24 protein-coding genes and 1 pseudogene are annotated in these 17,857 nt (G+C 63.6%); 22 read left to right on the top strand and 3 right to left on the bottom strand.

Translation table 11 applies throughout. The annotated features are described in order from the left end of the window. The first annotated feature begins 175 nt into the window (after window positions 1-175). From VGN66_RS03875 to VGN66_RS03805, 15 genes are all read left to right on the top strand, one after another. Window positions 176-1,717, top strand: a complete 1,542-nt coding sequence (locus VGN66_RS03875) for a hypothetical protein (RefSeq protein WP_327517521.1) — start codon at window positions 176-178, stop codon at window positions 1,715-1,717. After that, window positions 1,698-2,033 carry a hypothetical protein gene (locus VGN66_RS03870; protein ID WP_327517520.1) on the top strand — a complete coding sequence of 112 codons (336 nt, stop codon included), beginning with the start codon at window positions 1,698-1,700 and terminating at the stop codon, window positions 2,031-2,033. Before VGN66_RS03875 ends, VGN66_RS03870 begins: the two co-directional genes overlap by 20 nt. A gap of 7 nt (window positions 2,034-2,040) precedes the next feature. After that, window positions 2,041-2,619, top strand: coding sequence for a hypothetical protein (locus VGN66_RS03865; RefSeq protein ID WP_327517519.1), 579 nt, complete (start codon window positions 2,041-2,043; stop codon window positions 2,617-2,619). A gap of 252 nt (window positions 2,620-2,871) precedes the next feature. After that, window positions 2,872-3,699: a GPO family capsid scaffolding protein gene (locus tag VGN66_RS03860; RefSeq protein WP_327517518.1), complete on the top strand. Its 828-nt coding sequence runs from the start codon at window positions 2,872-2,874 to the stop codon at window positions 3,697-3,699. A 52-nt stretch (window positions 3,700-3,751) separates the two neighbouring features. Beyond that, window positions 3,752-4,807: a phage major capsid protein, P2 family gene (locus VGN66_RS03855; protein WP_327517517.1), complete on the top strand. Its 1,056-nt coding sequence runs from the start codon at window positions 3,752-3,754 to the stop codon at window positions 4,805-4,807. A gap of 47 nt (window positions 4,808-4,854) precedes the next feature. Next, complete coding sequence (gene gpM, locus VGN66_RS03850) at window positions 4,855-5,709, top strand: phage terminase small subunit (protein WP_327517516.1); 855 nt, start codon at window positions 4,855-4,857, stop codon at window positions 5,707-5,709. Between the two features lie 109 nt (window positions 5,710-5,818). Further along, the gene (locus VGN66_RS03845) at window positions 5,819-6,076 is read left to right on the top strand and encodes a hypothetical protein (RefSeq protein WP_327517515.1); all 258 of its coding nucleotides are present in this window, start codon (window positions 5,819-5,821) and stop codon (window positions 6,074-6,076) included. After that, on the top strand, window positions 6,073-6,555 hold the full coding sequence (locus VGN66_RS03840; protein WP_327517514.1) for a head completion/stabilization protein: 483 nt from the start codon (window positions 6,073-6,075) through the stop codon (window positions 6,553-6,555). The genes VGN66_RS03845 and VGN66_RS03840 overlap by 4 nt, the downstream gene beginning before the upstream one ends. Next, window positions 6,555-6,770, top strand: coding sequence for a tail protein X (locus tag VGN66_RS03835; RefSeq protein ID WP_327517513.1), 216 nt, complete (start codon window positions 6,555-6,557; stop codon window positions 6,768-6,770). Before VGN66_RS03840 ends, VGN66_RS03835 begins: the two co-directional genes overlap by 1 nt. Before the next feature lies 1 nt (window position 6,771). Continuing rightward, window positions 6,772-7,128, top strand: coding sequence for a hypothetical protein (locus VGN66_RS03830; protein WP_327517512.1), 357 nt, complete (start codon window positions 6,772-6,774; stop codon window positions 7,126-7,128). Next, window positions 7,128-7,583 carry an N-acetylmuramoyl-L-alanine amidase gene (locus VGN66_RS03825; protein ID WP_327517511.1) on the top strand — a complete coding sequence of 152 codons (456 nt, stop codon included), beginning with the start codon at window positions 7,128-7,130 and terminating at the stop codon, window positions 7,581-7,583. The genes VGN66_RS03830 and VGN66_RS03825 overlap by 1 nt, the downstream gene beginning before the upstream one ends. Next, window positions 7,580-8,080 (top strand): hypothetical protein, encoded by a 501-nt coding sequence (locus tag VGN66_RS03820; RefSeq protein ID WP_327517510.1) that lies wholly within the window; start codon window positions 7,580-7,582, stop codon window positions 8,078-8,080. Before VGN66_RS03825 ends, VGN66_RS03820 begins: the two co-directional genes overlap by 4 nt. Further along, a complete protein-coding gene (locus VGN66_RS03815; protein ID WP_327517509.1) occupies window positions 8,064-8,327 on the top strand; it encodes a hypothetical protein in 264 nt (87 codons plus the stop codon). Before VGN66_RS03820 ends, VGN66_RS03815 begins: the two co-directional genes overlap by 17 nt. Before the next feature lie 3 nt (window positions 8,328-8,330). Further along, on the top strand, window positions 8,331-8,801 hold the full coding sequence (locus VGN66_RS03810; protein ID WP_327517508.1) for a phage tail protein: 471 nt from the start codon (window positions 8,331-8,333) through the stop codon (window positions 8,799-8,801). Continuing rightward, window positions 8,798-9,460: a phage virion morphogenesis protein gene (locus tag VGN66_RS03805; protein ID WP_327517507.1), complete on the top strand. Its 663-nt coding sequence runs from the start codon at window positions 8,798-8,800 to the stop codon at window positions 9,458-9,460. The genes VGN66_RS03810 and VGN66_RS03805 overlap by 4 nt, the downstream gene beginning before the upstream one ends. A 75-nt stretch (window positions 9,461-9,535) precedes the next feature. Here the strand turns inward: VGN66_RS03805 and VGN66_RS03800 are convergent, their stop codons facing one another. Both VGN66_RS03800 and VGN66_RS03795 read right to left on the bottom strand, forming a co-directional pair. Next, complete coding sequence (locus VGN66_RS03800; protein ID WP_327517506.1) at window positions 9,536-9,799, bottom strand: hypothetical protein; 264 nt, start codon at window positions 9,797-9,799, stop codon at window positions 9,536-9,538. 171 nt (window positions 9,800-9,970) lie between these two features. Next, on the bottom strand, window positions 9,971-10,723 hold the full coding sequence (locus VGN66_RS03795; RefSeq protein WP_327517505.1) for an SDR family oxidoreductase: 753 nt from the start codon (window positions 10,721-10,723) through the stop codon (window positions 9,971-9,973). 394 nt (window positions 10,724-11,117) lie between these two features. Between VGN66_RS03795 and VGN66_RS03790 the strand changes: the two are divergent. After that, a pseudogene (locus VGN66_RS03790) lies at window positions 11,118-11,327 on the top strand (DUF6894 family protein); the annotation flags it as partial. A gap of 387 nt (window positions 11,328-11,714) precedes the next feature. Here the strand turns inward: VGN66_RS03790 and VGN66_RS03785 are convergent. Next, window positions 11,715-11,867: a hypothetical protein gene (locus VGN66_RS03785; RefSeq protein ID WP_327517503.1), complete on the bottom strand. Its 153-nt coding sequence runs from the start codon at window positions 11,865-11,867 to the stop codon at window positions 11,715-11,717. 563 nt (window positions 11,868-12,430) lie between these two features. Between VGN66_RS03785 and VGN66_RS03780 the strand changes: the two genes are divergently transcribed. The 6 genes from VGN66_RS03780 (at window position 12,431) to VGN66_RS03755 (ending at window position 17,857) form a co-directional block, all read left to right on the top strand. Further along, window positions 12,431-12,778, top strand: a complete 348-nt coding sequence (locus VGN66_RS03780; protein WP_327517502.1) for a thermonuclease family protein — start codon at window positions 12,431-12,433, stop codon at window positions 12,776-12,778. Window positions 12,779-12,915: 137 nt separating this feature from the next. After that, the gene (locus tag VGN66_RS03775) at window positions 12,916-13,326 is read left to right on the top strand and encodes a DUF4279 domain-containing protein (protein WP_327517501.1); all 411 of its coding nucleotides are present in this window, start codon (window positions 12,916-12,918) and stop codon (window positions 13,324-13,326) included. Between the two features lie 529 nt (window positions 13,327-13,855). Beyond that, the gene (locus VGN66_RS03770) at window positions 13,856-14,644 is read left to right on the top strand and encodes a hypothetical protein (RefSeq protein WP_327517500.1); all 789 of its coding nucleotides are present in this window, start codon (window positions 13,856-13,858) and stop codon (window positions 14,642-14,644) included. Between the two features lie 159 nt (window positions 14,645-14,803). Further along, window positions 14,804-15,694, top strand: a complete 891-nt coding sequence (locus VGN66_RS03765; protein ID WP_327517499.1) for a baseplate assembly protein — start codon at window positions 14,804-14,806, stop codon at window positions 15,692-15,694. Continuing rightward, entirely contained in the window at window positions 15,687-16,352 is a 666-nt protein-coding gene (locus tag VGN66_RS03760; protein ID WP_327517498.1) for a phage tail protein I, read from the top strand. The genes VGN66_RS03765 and VGN66_RS03760 overlap by 8 nt, the downstream gene beginning before the upstream one ends. Beyond that, window positions 16,349-17,857 (top strand): hypothetical protein, encoded by a 1,509-nt coding sequence (locus VGN66_RS03755; protein WP_327517497.1) that lies wholly within the window; start codon window positions 16,349-16,351, stop codon window positions 17,855-17,857. Before VGN66_RS03760 ends, VGN66_RS03755 begins: the two co-directional genes overlap by 4 nt.

The following is a 17,857-nucleotide window of genomic DNA, read 5'->3' as shown; positions in this document are numbered from 1 at the left end:
TCATTCTACATCACCTGGAATAGAGTGTGGTTACGGGTCTGGCCTGCGAAGGCCATAAACTCCGTCTTCGACACACTGGCAAAGCAATCGTGCGGCTGAAACCATCGCAAGCGCTCGTTCCATTGTGGAATATCGAATCAAGGTTTGCTAGCGAGCGTGTCGGGGAGATCTTTAGTTGAGCGATGAAAACGGCCAAACCAAGAAACGAAAGGTCAGCACTAAGGTTGCTCTCCGAGCACTGGTTCAGAAGGGACTGAGTCGCACATCTGTAGGGATGAAGCGAAGAGAGCAGGCAAAGTTCATGCTCGCAGAAACGTTGGCCAAAAAGCGGATGCGAATATCCAAAGCGGCGCAAGGGGGAGGCTCAGACCCTCAGCATAACGCGGCAGTACGACGCTTCGCTCGCGACAAGGCGCGCGAGCTCAAGAAACAAATTGTGGATAACAACCAGCGGCTGAAAATGAATCAGTCTGCGTTAATGCGCGACCGGATTCCATCCCCTCTGCTCGATAGCCTTGACCCGGACCGCGCTGGCCGGTGGCGGAGGATTCTCGCCAGAAAGTACCGATCTGAGTATTTACGCCTCAAGCTGACCAGTCTGAATTTCTTGGATGATCCAATCGGCACGATCGAAAACATATGTGCGCTTTCGAAGATCGATTGCGAGGAAGTGAATGCGTTTCTCGATTTCGACGACCCTTACTGCTACGATATCGGCGCATTTCTCGTAATCTCCGAGGTTTGGCATCAGCTCAGCCCGATCTACCGGGGAGGCCGAATGAGTGCCCCCATCCAGAAGGTGCTCGATACCGTAGGAGTGGGTCGAGATTTAGGCATTCGGCTTCTAGGTGTTTCAGATCATGAGGATATCTGGCCATTTGAGATGCGCCGACGCCGGCCGAGAGGAACGACACAATCACCGACTGCGCAATTGCGCCCACAAGGTCGGGAGCAACTGAACGATAAGCTGGTTGAGCTTATGGACGAGTGGTTGGCGGTCGCCTCTGAAAACGCGCCAAACGTCCCGGATGACGTGATGTGGGAGCTCACCCTGGAAGGGAAAGCGAACATCGCCAATATGGTCGGAGAGATTCTCGACAATGCCGAGCGACATAGTTCGGGCGATGGGGACGGCGACTGGACGATGGCCGCTTTCATGGCAAAGCGGTCGGAAGACGGCCAACCCGACGCAATGAAGTGCTACCTGGCCTTTCTCAGCGTTGGGCGATCTATCGCGCAAACGATCGAGCGGGCGCCGGCGCAAACGCAAGAGTTTTGTAACCGGTATGCTGTACAGCACGCAAGAAAGGGCCAGTCGCGCGATACTCTGATCACGATCGCAGCTCTTCAGGATGGCGTAACGTCGGCGCATGAAGCTGTGTCCAACCGCCGAGGAGGAACGGGTTTGCAAGACACTCTCGATCTGATCGGTGACCTAGGCGGCGCTCCGGATCCCGGCGCGGACGCGCGCGTGACGATCGTATCAGGCAAATCTTGCATTCGACTCCGGCATCCGATCCTTGTAGGGCGGAGCGATGGGAATAATCGGCGGGTGCAGTGGTGCAATCAGGCGAACGACCCTAGATACCCACCGGATCGCGACATTGCCTTTGACCTCCCGGCGCATTTTGCCGGCACGCTCGTTAGTGTTGCGTTCACGTTGGATCCGGGACTTTTCGTCCCCGAAAGCGAACACGATGGACAAGACGATGATTGATCTCGACGCGTTGACGGATAATGGCAAGGTGCACAACCTAAGTGGCCACGACCGGGGCGTCGCTGCGCGTGTCGCGTTTGAGCTCGACCGACACGATGCTGAGACCGGCGAAGTCGAGATTGTCGTACCGGAGCATATCTATGCTGTGAGCCCGTCGTTCGTGCAGGGCCTGCTATCCGGCAGTTTCCAGAAGTTTGGCTTAGACCGTGAAAAGTTCTTTGCGCGCTATCGCCTTGTTGCGACCGATTTGATCAAGCGACAGTTCGACCGCGGCATCTCGGCAATCCTCACCAATCGCGACTTGACAACACACTGAGCCCTTCATGGGAGAGCCAGCTAACGCGATAACAACGGCGCAAGCCGTCGGCTGGTCCGTAACAGGTATCGGGATCGTAATTAGTCTCGGCTGGAATTTCTATAACTCTTGGCGAACACGAAAAGTCGCCGAGCAATTGCGAACAGAGCAATACCGCGCTGGGCAGTGGGCACGTGTGCGTGATCGGATTGAAAGCGCGTTAGACGATCTGGTCGATGCGAGCAGAGTCGTCGTGCACCAAGCACAGCAGCTTGATGAGTCTAACTTTCAGTCCAAAGTGGTTGGCGTCCTTTTGATCCTACTCGTCGATGCCCAGGACAAGCTCGCAAGTGCGTTAGAAGAGGCCAAGCTTTCCGCCTACTGCGAAGGGGACCATTGGTACGACGCCGCCAATGGCAAAAGGCAAGGCAGTGAGACCTCGTGGGACAATGTAATTAGGATCATGGCGGAGGCTGAAGCGGCGGGAAATAAGTCGGACATGGTTGCAGCACTCAAAGCCCTTAAAAGTCCGATTGGCGAAATTCGCACCGCAGTGAACCAGTGTTGCCGCGCCCAAGACATGCTGCTGGATCCCGAAAAAATCTGAATCCGGCGACGCCGATCGAACACAGCGATGTTTTAGAACTTCCGCTCTAGCCAGACATGCCGCGACGACTGCCTTGGTTATCCGGGATGTGTCGGCATTCGGCCCGAAGCCGCCTCAACCGACCTTCCGATCAATGTAGAACCCCGCTCTACAATCCCCCGCGCTTGAGAAGCTGCGCCCCTTCGTCCCCTTTCGCCGATGTCACTGCGGCCATCGCCGCCAGCATCGCACCGACCAGGGGACCGCATCGCCATGGCCACCAAGAGCAAGTTCTTCCGCGCGTTCGTCGAGGGGCAGACGATCAGCGACGGCCGCAACGTCACTGCCGAGATGATCGACCAAGCCGTCGAGACGTTCAACGCCGCCACTTACACCCCCGGCATCAACATCGAGCATCTGTCCGGCTTCAGCCCGAACCCGCCCTTCAACCGCTATGGCGACATTTGCGCGGTGAAGGCGCAAACCGATGACGTCGTCATCGCCGGCAAGAGCGAGAAGCGCCGCGCGCTCTACGCCCAGGTCGATGCCCTCGATCAGCTGGTCGAGCTGGCGAAGAGCGGCCAGAAGCCCTTCCCCTCGGTCGAGCTGACCGCCGACTACGCTGGCACCGGCAAGGTCGGCCTGGTCGGCCTCGCCTTCACCGACAACCCAGCAAGCATCGCCACCGAGAAGCTCGCCTTTTCGCGCTCGGCAACCGTTCATCGCACGATCTATTCGACTGGCACCGAAGGGGTCGCGATCGAATTCGACGCCAAGGCTGCCGATGCGACCGGCATCACGGATGCGATCACGAACGGCCTGACCGGGTTCTTCGCCAAGTTTCGCACCGAACCGGCCAAGGAAGAGCCGGCGCCGCCCGCCAACGATAATTTCGACGCGCAGGCATTCGCCACCGCCTTCGCGGCGACGGTCGGCGAGCAGATCGCCGCTGCGATGAAGCCGGTCACCGAGACTGTCGCGGGCATCCAGACCGAGTTCGCCGACATCAAGGCGAAGCTCGAAAAGTCGCCCGACAGCAGCTTCGCGCGCGGCCCCGCCACCGGTGCAAGCCCGAACGCCCAGTTCGTCACCGACTGCTGATCCAGCCAGCGCGCCAACCCCCAATCGCCCCCCGCCCCCCGGAGTCGCCCCCATGCAGCCGAACACTCGAGTCCTTTTCAACCGCTACGTCGGCCAGCTCGCGCAGCTCAACCAGCTGCCCGATGACTTCACCGCCATCCCCGGCGAGCTGAAGCAGTTCGCCGTCGCCCCGGTCATCGAACAGAAGCTGCAGGCGAAGCTTGCCCTCACCTCGGACTTCATGAGCCGCATCAACGTTGTGCCTGTTGTCGAACAGCAGGGCGCGCGCGTCGGCGTCGGCATCTCGCGCTCGCTGGCGAGCCGCACCAACCGCGCCGCCGGCAATCGCCGCACGCCCACCGATCCGACCGGCAGCGACGCGATCGACCAGTACAACTGCAAGAAGACCGACTACGACTATGCATGGGGCTACGCCCTGCTCGACGCCTGGGCACACCGCCCGGAATTCCAGCAGCTGTGCCGGGACGCGGTGATCCTGCAGAAGGCCGAGGATGTCATCACCATCGGCTTCAACGGCGTCAACGCCGCCGCCCAGACCGATCGCGAAGCCTATCCGCTGCTTCAGGACGTCAACCATGGCTGGCTCTACAAGATGCGCACCTACGCGCCGGGCCGCGTTATGTCGCATGGCACCAAAGATGCGCTGAAGGTCTATGTCTCGGACGTGGGCGCGGCGGATTATGTCAACCTCGACGCACTCGTCTTCGACGCCATCCAGAACCTGCTGCACGAGCGCTTCCGCACCGCGACCGACCTGGTCGTGATTGTCGGCTCGGACCTCGTCCACGAGAAGTATTTCAAGATCGTCTCGGAGGCGGGCGACAAGGCGACCGAACAGGTCGCGCGCGATATCATCCTGTCGAGCCGCCAGCTCGGCGGCAAGCCGACCATGCAGGTGCCGTTCTTCCCGGCCAACGCGATCCTGATCACCAGCCTCAAGAACCTGTCCTACTATTGGCAGGTCGGCACCGCCCGCCGCGCGATCCGCGACGAGCCCGCTCTCGATCAGATCGAGAACTATGAGAGCATCAACGACGCTTTCATGGTCGAGGAATACGGCAAGGCCTGCCTGATCGAGAACATCCAGCTCGGGGCGTTCGCGCCTTAACGGCTCGGCCCCTTCCCTCGTCCGCCCTCACTCGAACAGGATCGACCATGAGCCCAGCTCGCCACCATCGGGAACGTCACGCCGCCACTGCGACGTCCGCCGATCCCAAGCGCGTCGCATCCACGAGCGAGGGCGGGCACGCCGCCATCGCGCCGCCGGCCAAGCCGTTCACCATGACGCCAGCGCGCGCCGCGCAGGACCGCAACCTCGCAATCGCCGCCGCCGCCGTCGTCGCGGAACAGCCCTCCGCTGCGTCGGACTCGGGCACGCCGCAGGAGCGCGCCACCGCCCAGGTCAATCTGCGCCTGCAGCATGATCTGCGCCGCCTGCGCGACATCGCGTCGATCGAGAAGAAGATCGAGGCGAAGCGCGAAATGCTCCCGCACTACGCGGCATGGGTGCAGGGGCTGGTCGATGCCGGCGTCGGCCTTGAGGAAGACGTGCTGCCTACCGTCATGATCTGGCGGATCGACACCGGCGACTTCGACGGCGCGTTAGTGCTGATCGAGCATGTTCTCGACCACAACCTGCCCCTCCCCGCGCGCTACGAGCGCTCTGCCCCGGCCCTGATCGTCGAAGAGATCGCCACCGCAGCGTCCAAGATTCAGCAGGCCGGCGAAGCCTTCCCGTTCGAGATCCTCGGGCGAATCGACATGCTCACCGAAAAGGCGGACATGCACGATCAGATCCGCGCCAAGCTCAAGAAGGCGATCGGCATCGAGCAGATGCGCAGCGCGCTCAATGACGCGGGCGACGCGATTACCAACCAACCGCTGGCCAAGCTCGCGCTCGAAACTCTCGGCCGCGCCCGCAACCTCGATCAGCGCGTCGGCGTCACCGACCGGATCAAGAAGCTGACCAAGCTGATCACCGCACTCGAACCGCCGGCACAGACCGGCTGACAGGCTCGCCCCCCGGCGTCGGGGGCGGATCGCGCATGGCGGGAGGGGCTTCGGCCTGAGGGCCGCCACTGACCCGATCCCCACCCCCGCAATATTCGAAGGACCGACCATGACCATCGCTCGCGCACTCATCCTCGCCGCGCTGACCGCGATCATTCTGGTCGGTCACTTCTTCCCGCTTGCCTTTGTCGCCCTCATCTCTTCCCTCGTGCTGCTCGCCAGCATGTGGGCGGTCGCCGCAGGCCTCGTCTTCACCTTGCTCGCGTCCACCTGGCGCTGGCGCGTCGCCTCGATCGCGCTCAGCGTCCTCGGCTTCGCGCTTTATTTCGGCACCGCGTGCGTGCTCGCCTTGGCACTCTCGCGATGAGCCACTTCGTCTTCGACGCAACCCCGGTTGCGCCTGCTCCGCCTGAGGCGGAATCGGTGGTAACCAATGACGGCTGGTTTCCCGACATCGATCCCGCCGATGTTCGCCGCGACAGCCGCGTGCGCGAGAGCGTCACCGCCCCCCGCCTGCGCCGCGCGATCATCGACGGCATCATCACCGTCAACCGCCAGCTTGCGGGGTGGAAGGCCGCCCATCTCGCCACCGGCCATGCAACGATGGCGGCGGTCCCGGCGGATGAGATCGACGGCAAAAGCCAGCTGCTCCAGCTCTACTCGGGCGCAATCTGCGCCGCCGCAAAGGTCGAGCTGGTCGAGCGCTACCGCGACACCGATCTGACCGGGGCCGGGCAGCGACAGGTCGATGAACTGGATCCCGCGCTGGGCGAGCTGCGCCGCGACATGATTCACGCCGTCCGCGATATCCGCGGCGAAGGGCGGACCGTGGTGGAGCTGATCTGATGGTCGACACCATCCGCGCCCGCGCGGGCGATACACTCGATGGCCTGATCTGGCGTGAGCGTGGCCTCGGCGCTGAGGCGCTCCCCGCCGTCATGTCGGCCAACCGTGGCATCGCCGGGCTGGGGGCTGTGCTCCCGATCGGCACGCCGGTCATCGTCCCCCCCGCCGCATCGACGGCCCGCGCGACCCGCGAACTCGTCCAACTCTGGAGCTGACATGGAAAACAAACTGCTCGCGCTGGTCGATGCCTTTCTGACCCTCATCTCCGGGCTTTTCCCCGGTGCGATTGGCGCTGCGGTCGGCATGGCGTGGCGCAAGGGGCTGACGTGGCGAGAGCGCTTCGTGCAGCTCGCCGTTGGCATCGTGGTCAGCTGGTTCGTTACCCGCGCGATCGGCGCGCTCTGGCCGCTCTGGTTCCGGCATGAACCCGATCCGTTCGTGATGCAGGCCATCGCCTTCACCATTGGCATGATCGCCTTCGAAGCCACTCCCCGTTTCATCGCCGGCGCGTCGGACGTCATCGGCGGCTTGCCCGCCCTGATCCGCGACCGCCTCATCGGAAAGGGAAAATGATGCGTGTCATCGACAAGATCGTGATCCACTGCGCCGCGACCCGCGAGGGGCAGGCGATCACTGCCGCCGATATCGCGCGGATGCACCGCGCGCGCCGCTTCCGCACGATCGGCTATCACTTCTTCCTGCGCCTCGACGGGACGCGTGAGGTCGGCCGAGCGATCGAGCAGACCGGCGCCCATGTTGAGGGGCACAATGCCCACTCAATCGGCATCTGCTACGCCGGCGGTGTCGATGCCCAGGGCAAGGCAAAGGACACCCGCACGCCCGAGCAGCGCGCCGCCCTGCGCGAGCTGATCGTTGAGCTCAAACAACGCTTCCCTCGCGCACGGATCTGCGGCCACCGCGACCTTTCCCCCGACGCGGATCGCGACGGCAAGGTCGAACCGCACGAATGGCTCAAGCAATGCCCTTCGTTCGACGTGGCGGCATGGCTGCGGGAGGAAGGGCTGTGATCAAGACGCTCACCGGCGCGGCCAAGGCCGCGAGCGGCTTTCTCGGGTCGAGCTGGTGGGTGCTCCTCGCCCTCGCCAGCGTCGCGGCGTGGTTCTACGTCGATGGCCAGCGCGTCCGCGCCGATCGCGATGCCTGGGCGGGATGGGGCGCTCAGGTCTGCGCCTTCAGCGGCACCACGCCCGAGGCCGTGACGGTCGAGGTCGACAAGGGCAAGCGCCGGGTCAAGAAGGCGCGCGGCCAGCTGTGCAGCGAGGCGGTGCAGGATCTGGCGTCCTTTAAGGCGCAGACGATCAGCAAGACCGCCGACACCCTCGCCGCCGCGCAGACCGAACGGGACGTCAAGACGGGAACCGACGTCGCGACCGCTTCGAGCAACGTGGCGCGGCGGCGCGATGCTGTAACCAAAATGGAGAAAGCCGATGCGCAAATTGGCGATGATGATCGCGTGGACGGCAACTGGTTTGCTGGCATCAACGACCTTGGCGGGCTGCGCTAAGCCCGACATCCGCCCTGAACCGCACGTCGTCGCGGTCCCGGTCAAGGATACGCCGCCTGCGGATCTGCTGACCTGTCCCGAACCGGCCAAGCCGTTCCCGACCGATGCCACCGCCACGATCCCGGAAAGCGCTCGCGCGCCGCTGAAGGGGCTGGCACTCGGCTATCGCGACCTGTTCGACCGCACCCGACGACTGATCAACTGGATCGCGCCGGGCAGCTGCCCCGCGCCCGCGCCCGCGAAATAGCCGATGCTGCACAAGCCCTCCTCGTTGCGCACGATGCTGCTGGACAAGGTTCCGGCGCTCAAGGCCGACCCGTCCCTGCTCTCGATGTTCATCGACAAGGGCAAGGTGATCTCGCGTGCGACCGGCAACCCCTCCTTTCAGTATCGCTACACCCTCAACATCGTGGTGCAGGATTATGCTGGCGACATCGACGCGCTGATCCTGCCAATCCTGCTTTGGGTCGCGCGCGAAGAGCCGGAACTGCTGGAGCGCGCGCCGCACGAGCCGATCCGCTACGAATCCGAAATCCTTGACGCCAGCTCGGCGGACGTCTCGATCTACATCGAACTGTCGGAACGCGTTCTCGTCGTGCGCGACAATGCCAGCGGCACCTATACCACATCGCACCTCGACGATCGCTACGCGCCGCCGGCATGGGATGCCGAGGGCGCGACGCTGCAGCACCCGGCGTCTGAAGCGTCGATCTGCCCATGACCGACCAAGGCATCGAACGGATCGAGGAACTGTGCGGCGCGATGTTGCGCAACCTCGCCGCTGGCGAGCGCCGCCGAATCCTCGGCACGGTCGCGCGCCAACTCGCCGCGTCACAGCGCGCCCGCATCGCCCGCCAGCGCGCGCCGGATGGATCGGGCTATGCCCCGCGTAAGCCCCGCGAGGCGGCTGAGCCCGGTGCCTATCCGTTGCGCTTCCTCTACCCGAAGGGTGCCGCCGAGCCGCGCCTCGTCACAATGGCCAGCTGGACGCGCCAGGGTCCGCTGCTCACCGGCTTCGATCAAGAGGCGGGCGGGATCCGCAGCTTCTTTTGGGACAAGGTGGCGAAATGGCTTCCGACCGCCGACGTCGCGGGCGGAAAGGGTCGCTATCGCCGCCGTGGCGCGATCCGCCAGCGCGCCATGTTCCGCAAGCTCAAGAGCGGGAAGTTCCTGCGCGCCGGCGCGACCGACAGCGAGGCATGGATCGGCTTCAGCGGGCATGTCGCCGATATCGCGTGGATCCACCAGGACGGGCGTCAGGACCGCCCGTCACCGCGCGCACGGCCCGTGCGCTATCCCCGCCGCGAGCTGCTCGGCCTGACGCCGCCGGAACGTGCGACGATGGTCGATCTGGTGCTGAGCCATATCGCCCCCGATTAGCCCCGATGTCCGGTTTCAGGCCGCCTGATCGAGCGGCGCAGTGTCGCGAATTTTGGGTGGAAAGCGGTCACTCGATCAGGCGTCGTCTTCCGCGTAAGCAATCAGCCGCTGGCACCTCTGGTCGGCAGGCCCTGCCAGCCCCTCGATGACTTCGCGAGCAATGAAAGTCTCAAGGAAATAGTCGAAAAGCACGCCGTCGCGCTCCACCGGTTCAGTGGTGTCCGGCGCTGGCGATACGAGCACCGCATCCGCATCGCATGACCATGGCCGCGCAACGTAGATGGTCGTGTCGTCATCGGACCAAGTTGATGCGCCGTCCATAAGTTCGATTAGCCGCATGCCGCCCTCCGTCGCTTGCCGGGGTATCGTGGGGCGTGAATGACCGCAACGGGGTCGCTTGCGGCAGGTCCGGTTTCGAGATCGCGTTCCAAGCGCGGGACCCGCTGAAACCGGATTCGCGGAACGGCCGCTTGAGAGGGGTGGAGCTGAAAACGAACGGCTCATTCCGCGTTAGAGCTTCACAGCAGCGTTGCCGCCGTCAGCCCACAAAGCTGAGCCCGTAACGAAGCTCGCCATGTCGCTGGCGAGAAACAATGCCGCCTTGGCAATTTCCTCGGGGTCAGCGATCCGCTTCATCGCATGCAAACCAGCAGCCCATTCGCGCTGCGCTACATCGCCAGCCATCTCAGTAGCGGTGCCTCCTGGCAGGAGGGCGTTCACCCGAATGCCCGCGGTGGAATAGTCCGCTGCTATGCCGCGCACCAACCCCATGAGCCCTGCCTTGGCGGTCGCATAGGCACTCATGCCCGGTAGTCCCACGCTGTTCCCAACAAAGCTGCTGGTAAACACGAGAGCGCCCGTTCCATGCTTCAGCATTGCCGGGATTTGTGCTCGGGCCCCCAGGAACGCTGCCGTTAAGTTGGTCGTCAGCACCTCTTGCCATTCCCGAGGCTCTACATCGGCCAAGGGCTTGATGGCGCCGACCAAACCCGCGTTGTTGAACCCGATATGCAACCCCCCAAAGGTTGACTGGGCAGCAGCCACGGCCTTCTGGTGCGTGCGCTCGTCGGCTACGTCTCCCACTATCGCGAGGGCGCGACCTCCGGCGTCCCGGATGTCGCGGACCAACTGATCCAGCGGTCCGTGCCGGCGGGCAATTAGCACGACGGCGGCCCCGTTCGCGGCAAACAACGTTGCTGCCGCTTTTCCTATTCCCGAGCTCGCGCCCGTAATGATGGCGACTTTACCGTCGATCAGTCTCATTCTGTTGCTCCGCCTTGAGGGAGCGACCGAATAGGGCGCTCTCAAGATCGAAGCGTCCCAGTTCATGCCTCCAAACCGGCAGAGGCGCCGAAGCCTCGGCCCGAGCGCGAGGAACTTCCATCTGGAACGAGAGGTTTAGCAGTCATGGGGCGGGGATTTACTCCCATGTTGCCCGTCCTGCGCCTACCCCGATGTGGCCTAACAGCCTTCCCGGGGCCGCACAGCGGCGCGACCTATCCCCCCGGAACCCGGTCGCGCCGCTGTGCGGATAGCCGCCAGGCGTTGATCGCTAAACGGGGCGGCGGGAAAATAGGACCGCCCAGCGCGCCGAGCCGGAAATATCGGGCCACGCTCGCATTGTCCTACGATGCCCCGTTATTAATTCCACTCGGTCCATAACGGCGTCGTGCGCGACGGCGAGGGAATGCAGCTACGTGATATTGATCACGCTAAACGCCATGCCACCCTATTCGCGGGCGATCTGCTCAAGGAAGTGGACGGAGGCGTGTTCACCGACGACCTAGGCATCGATGCGACCAATGACCGAGGCGTGCTTCTATTCCGCATTGCGATCAGCGGCAACGTGGCACCAGGTACGGGGTAGAACGCGAGACATCCGCTTCGTTTGTTCATTCTGGGTGCTTTTGGTATGTCTGCGCGGTCGGGGGGCGACTCGACGGAGTAGGCCATGTCGGAAACGGCATCCCAGTATTACACACGGCGCGCTGCGCAGGCTCGCACGATGGCTGCGAAGGCATCAGACATATCAGCCCGCCAAGCTCACGAGGTTCTAGCAGCGCAGTACGAGCGCATGGCGTCCGGGCAGCCCGCGAAGCTGAACATGGTGGCTAGCTGATAGCAGAAAGGCCCGGTCGCTGTGATCGAGCCTTTCCGGCGTGCCCGCGAAATGCCGCTATAGTAGACCCGCCACACATGATCCAGGCGATGACCGCTTCTAGGGGGAGGTGGTCACGATTTTGAGGATAGACCTTCAAGGATTGGGCGGGTTGCCCTTCGTGCGCGTGGCCAGGCCAAACCCCAAGCCAAGGGCTGCGCCTATCGCAATTCCCAGTGCGATGTTGTCCATAGCCACGCCTATTGCGACGCCTATGGCGACGCCGATCGCGAGATATTTGCCGACCATACCTTCTCCATGCTTTCAGCTAAGCCTAGCTGGCTTGCAGGGTGCTTTTGCCTATCGTCGGCAAGCGGGCGCTCGTGCAGTTCTGCGAGACGCGCGAGGGCGGCAACCCGCTTTACCGTAGTTCCCACCTGTCCCTGTGATTCGATGGGATCTGCCGGCAGGCAAGTAGGCGGTTCGGCTGCCACCTGGGTCGATCCGACTCCGACTAGTCGGCGACGCTCGGACGATGCTCTGGCAACGGGGCGGTGCCATGCGCCTGCGCATGTCGCCGCTCGTCGCCGTTATGCTTCGGAGCGCAGCAGGCGCATGGCGACATCTTCGGTTGCCTCGCGCCTGCAGCTGCTGCCCGTCGTGCATGACGGTTCACTGATAACCGCCTTCTTCCTCGCGTCTCTCGGCGGCGTCCTCCTGCGCCTCGACCAGCTCCGTGTCCTCGTTGTTGTCGCGCTCGGTCTCTTCCGGGTTGGTAATCATGATCGGTCTCCTTGGTGAGCGAACGCATGAATCCCGCGATAGATGCGGCCTGTCGTTGACCCCGTGAAGTGCGGCGCTAGGACGAAGGTGTGGTGATCTCGATCCTGGACGCTGCCCTGTTAGCGGCTGCCGGACAAGTGCCCATCGGGCCGTGTCAGGTCGTGGACGGAGACACCCTGCGTTGCGGCGAAAAGCGCATCCGCCTGCTTGGAATCGACGCGCCGGAGAGGGGCAAGTGCCGGGTTGGCCGCAAATGTTCACCCCGCGACCCGTACGCGTCTCAGCGTAGCCTAGCGGCGGCAACCACAGGCAAGCTAACGATCAAGCGCGTCGGAACCGATCGCTACGGTCGGACGCTGGCACGGGTTCGGGGATCGAAGGGTGACCTATCATGCTTGCAGCTCAGGAAGCGTCAGGCGATGTACCGGCGCGACTGAGACAATGGGCTGAGGGTATTTCGCGCATGTCCATCCGCCTTGAGCCTTCATCGCTGGTAGGAGCAGCCCTGATAGCGGACATAGCCGGACGGCCGGAAATGGGTGGTAAGCGGACGCTGTCGTGGTAGGCTTATGTCATGGGTGAACTGCACAGATCGTCTGCGTCTCTCGGCTTCTATGGTGACGACCTTGATCCCCAAGAATTATCCGACCGCTTGGGAGGTGAGCCGACCGTGGGCGTCCGCAAGGGTGGCAAGTGGCGGACTGAAAGCGGCGTCGAAAAGGTCGCCCACACCGGGTCTTGGCGAGTAAGGGTTCCAGACTGTGCCCCAGCCGATCTCGACGGTCAGATCAACGATCTGCTCGACCGCTTCACAGCCGACTTGTTGGCGTGGAGGAGCTTTGCTCGGAAATATCGGGGCCGGATATTTTGCGGGTTATTTCTTGAAACGGGAAACGAAGGCATTTCCTTGCAGCCTGAAACGCTGGCTCGCCTTGGCGAGCGTGGCTTGCTGATCGATCTCGACATCTACGGTGCAACGGACTGAACGTCCGCAATGGGGTCGAAACGAGAAAGTCGGCTTGTAGCAAAATTTGGGACGAAGCTGCCTGACCGGTCTTGGAATCGCGAATGGCCACCGGGAACGGCTGAAATTGGGTGGTTAGCTGCCATTGCCTCAGGCAGTCAAAAGAACCACCATATGGCCACGCCGACCATGGCGAATGGGGATAGCGCGAGGATGATCGCAGTGAGCCAAGCGGCGGGCCGACCAAACCGGTCTTCGGTCCACTCAACGAGGACAGCTAACCAGCGAACTAAGGCGGGCGTCATCGCCGCATCTTACGCGACATCAGACCGACTGTAACGGGGTCGTTTGCGGTCGGGCCGCTGTTGGGGTCGCGATACGAGCGCGGGAACCGCTGAAATTGGGTGGGAGGCGGTCACTGCGGTTAGCGGTTCGTAAGCATCAAGCGCGGAGTGAGCCAGTCGCGGGTCTCCCCCGAGCACGGCGATGTGATCAGGCACTTGCTCCCTACGGCCCTGCCGTGCATCCCATCTGCCGGGAGGAAGCAAGCATGAGCGGAACAGGGTCGAGCGACGAGGCGTCGGCTACCGATACCGATAGGCCGCCTACGCCGAAGAGGCGATTCATCTTTGCTGGCTTTGGGCGCAGCAGTGATGGCCAACGCGGCTTCCTGGCCGAGGTGGGCATCATCGTGCTCGGTGTGCTCGTGGCGCTCTCGGGCGAGCAGGCAGTGCAGGCGCTACGCTGGAGCCATCTTGTCGCTCAGCAACGTGAAGTGCTCTCCGATGAGTTGCGCGGTGTACTCACGGAAGCGTCGGTTCGCCTTCTGCAGCGGCCTTGCTTCGAGCGAAGACTTCGGGAACTGCGTGTCGTGCTGGAGCGGAACAGGCAGGGTGCGCCGCTCGACCTGCGCGGCAAGCTCGGCGCGCCAACCTACACGCAGGCATCGACCGGCGCATGGGCCACCGCCCTCAACAGCGAGACACTGGACCACATGCCCCTTGCGGAGCGGCAGGAATGGGGCGGCGCTTTCGAAGGGGGAGGCGAACTGGCAGAGGTTTACAAGGCCGAGAGCGAGGTCTGGGTAGAGCTGAGCCGGATCGATCACGTCGCCCTCCTCGAATCCGAAGATTGGGCCGCCCTGCGCACCGCTTTTGCAAGAGCGCACGCGCTGAATGATCGCGCGGTATTTTTGTCAGACTGGGCGCTGGAAAACAATTCGAGGGGCCTAAGCCCGCATCCAATCACCCTTCAGCAGATCGTGTCGCTCAAGGAGACCACTCGCGCTTTCTGCGAGCCGCTCCTCGCGAAGTCGAGCGTTGATACGAGTCCCATGTAAACGGCAAGCAGGGTTCGAACTGCTGTCAATGCCTGCTTTGGGGTCGGGAGCCGTCGGGCAGCTTTTTCCAAAATCTTTCTAGCTAACGCGGCCTTGTAGTAACGCTTTCTACAAGAGCGCGGGGTCGCATAGCTCCACCCAACCCGCCGACATGGCGGTGTGTCAGACACCGCATCCAGCTCGACCGCAATCGACCTGTCGCGCCTTCCCGCGCCCAGCTTCCTCGCGCCGCTGTCCTATGAGCAGGAGCGGGCCGACTTGGTCGCGTTCTTCCAGACTGTCCTGCCGGAATTCGACGCCACGATTCCCTCCGATCCGGCGGTGAAGCTGCTCGAAGTGATCGCCTATTACGTCATGCTGAAGGGGCAAGAGTTCAACGAACGCGCCCTGCAGACCATGCTCGCCTATGCGACGGGCGCGGATCTCGATAATCTGGGCGCGCTGGTCAACGTCGAGCGGCTGATCATCGAGGAAGCGAGCGGCTCAGACCCCGCCGTCTATGAAAGCGACGCGGATCTGCGCCGCCGCATCCAGCTCGCACCCGAGAGCTTCAGCGTCGCCGGTCCCGCGACCGCCTATCGCTTTCACGCACTCTCGGCCGACGCGACGATCGCCGATGCGCTCGCGACAAGTCCAACCCCTGGGGCCGTGCTGGTCACGATCCTGTCTCGGCTCGGCGACGGCACCGCCTCACCCGATCAGATCGCGGCGGTCGAGGCCGTCGTCACCTCGCGAGAGGTGCGACCGCTGACCGACATGGTCACTGTCGCCTCGGTCGAGCTGATCGCCTTCACCGTCCTCGCGACGCTCACCCTGTTTCACGGCCCCGACGCCGTCGTGGTGCTTGCGGCTGCCGAGGAACGGCTCGACGCCTATATCGCCGATGCGCGCAAGATCGGCCGCCCCGTGACGCGGTCGGGCATCATCGCCGCACTGCATGTCGAGGGCGTGCTCAACGTCGCGCTGGCGCATCCCGCCGCCGACATCTTGCCCAACGGCACCCAGCTCGCCCATTGCACCGGTACCGACGTGATGCTGGCCGATGACTGATCTCCTGCCTCCCGCCAGCACACCGCTTGAGCAGGCCTTTGCGCAAGCCGCCGCGCGCGTCGGCGATATCCCGGTTGATGTCGCGACGCTCTGGAACCCAGCGACCTGCCCGATCGCCAGCCTGCCTTGGCTGGCCTGGACCTTGTCGGCGGACCGCTGGAACGCAGACTGGAGCGACGCGGAAAAGCGTGAGGCTGTCGCCGGCGCGATTGCTGCCCAGCGTATCAAGGGCAGCCGCCTCGCGGTCGAACAGGCGCTGCAATCGCTCGATGACCTTCTGCAGTTGGTCGAATGGTTCGAAGCCTCGCCGCAGCTCGATCCCTACACTTTCGAAGTGCGGCTGCCGCTGATCGATGCCGAGGGCGTCGCCGGCGGCACGCGCGTCTCGGCTGAGTTCGCCCGCCAGATCATCGCCGATGTCACGCGCGCGAAGCCGGTGCGCGCCCATTTCGCCCTGGTCCAGCAGCTCGAACTGATCGGGCTCCCCGCCCTGGTCGGCGCGGCCCATGGCGCAGCCTATCGCCGCCTTGATGGCGCCGCCGCCGCGTCGCCCGTCGGCTTCGATCCCGACACGCCCTGGGGCGACCTGCTCCAGGATGAGAATGGCGAGCCGCTGCAGGACGATTTCGGGAACTTCATCGACGGGACCGCGCCATGACCGCACCACTTCAGTTCGTGATCACCGATGCTGGTCGCGCGGCCCTGATCGATGCCGAAGGTGGAGGGACCGCCGCAGCCCTGATCGCAGAGGTCGGCGTGACTGCTGCGGTCTTCATCGCAGCCCCGACGCTCACCGCGCTGCCCGGCGAAATCAAGCGCATCAACACGATCGCCGGATCTGCGGCCGATGCCGACACCGTCCACCTGATCGTCCGGGATTCCAGCGACGACGAATATATTGCGCGCGGCCTTGGCTTCTATCTCGAGGACGGGACGCTGTTTGCCGTCTACAGCCAGGCCGATCCGTTCCTCGGCAAATATGCCGCGTCGCATTTCCTCACCGCGATCGACCTCAAATTCCTTGATGGTGAAGCCGACCTGATCACGTTCGGCGATTCCAATTTCCTCAACCCGCCTGCGACTGAAAGCGAGAAGGGCGTCGCCTATCTCGCCACGATCGCCGAGGCGCTGGCCGGAGCGGTCGCGGAAAAGATCATCACGCCCGCGACGATGGCGGCGGTGCTCGCCAGCTATGTCGCGGCGGACCAGCTCGGCGTTGCAAACGGCGTCGCCACGCTCGGCCCCGATGGCAAACTCCTCCTGTCGCAGCGCCCGCCGATCGACCTGATCGACGTGTTCCCTGCGGCGAGCCAAGCCGCGATGCTCGCGCTCGCCGCCACGGTCGGCGACTTCGCTGTCCGAACCGACAACGGCCTCGTCTATGTCCTTCAGGCCGCGCCAGCGACCGTCCTTGCCAACTGGCTTGAAATCTCGACGCCGGCACCGGTGTCGAGCGTCAACGGCAAGGTCGGCACCGTCGTGCTGACTGCGGCGGACGTTGGCGCTGTGCCGACGGCCCGCTCCATCGGCGTTACCGGTGGGCTGCTTACTGGCGGCGGAGACCTTTCCGCAAATCGCACCATCGGATTGGTTGCCGCCACCCAAGCTGAATGTTTCGCCGGCGTTGTGGGCGACCGCGTCGTTACGCCGAGCGGACTTGGGCCGCTCATCGTAGCGCTCGGGACCAAGGCGTCAGCCGGTGCAACCGTCGGGGGAAGCGGCCTGGTCAGTGGGGGGGGCGAGATCTCCGGTAACCCGGTCCTCTCGGTAATCGCCGCGACCGTGGCCGAACTGGCGGCGCGCGCCGCGAACCGCGCGATCTCGCCGGTGACCCTCGCCAACCTGCCCAAAAGCCTCACACCGAATGGCTACCTGACCCTGCCCTTCCCCGACGAAGAAGGCCGGTTCCCGATCCTGCAATGGGTCACCTATCGCAGCGTGATCCTTCTGGAGAGTGCTCCGTACGTCTCGTGGCCGATCGTCTTTCCCAACGGGATCCTGTTCGGAGGGGCGACCGGCTATCTCGCCGCACCCTCCTCGGCGCGCAACCTCTGGCCGCAGCTCGCCGCACCCACGACGTTCGGGACTTACGTCCAGCTGCAGCGGGTCACCGACGTCGATCTGCGCGTCGATGGCTTCGACGTCTTCATGCTTGGTTATTGA

It is taken from the genome of Sphingomonas sp., from assembly GCF_035998645.1.
In the GTDB taxonomy this organism is placed as follows: domain Bacteria; phylum Pseudomonadota; class Alphaproteobacteria; order Sphingomonadales; family Sphingomonadaceae; genus Sphingomonas.
Note: the sequence above shows the minus strand (reverse complement) of the source record. Positions and strands in the feature narration are given on the sequence as shown.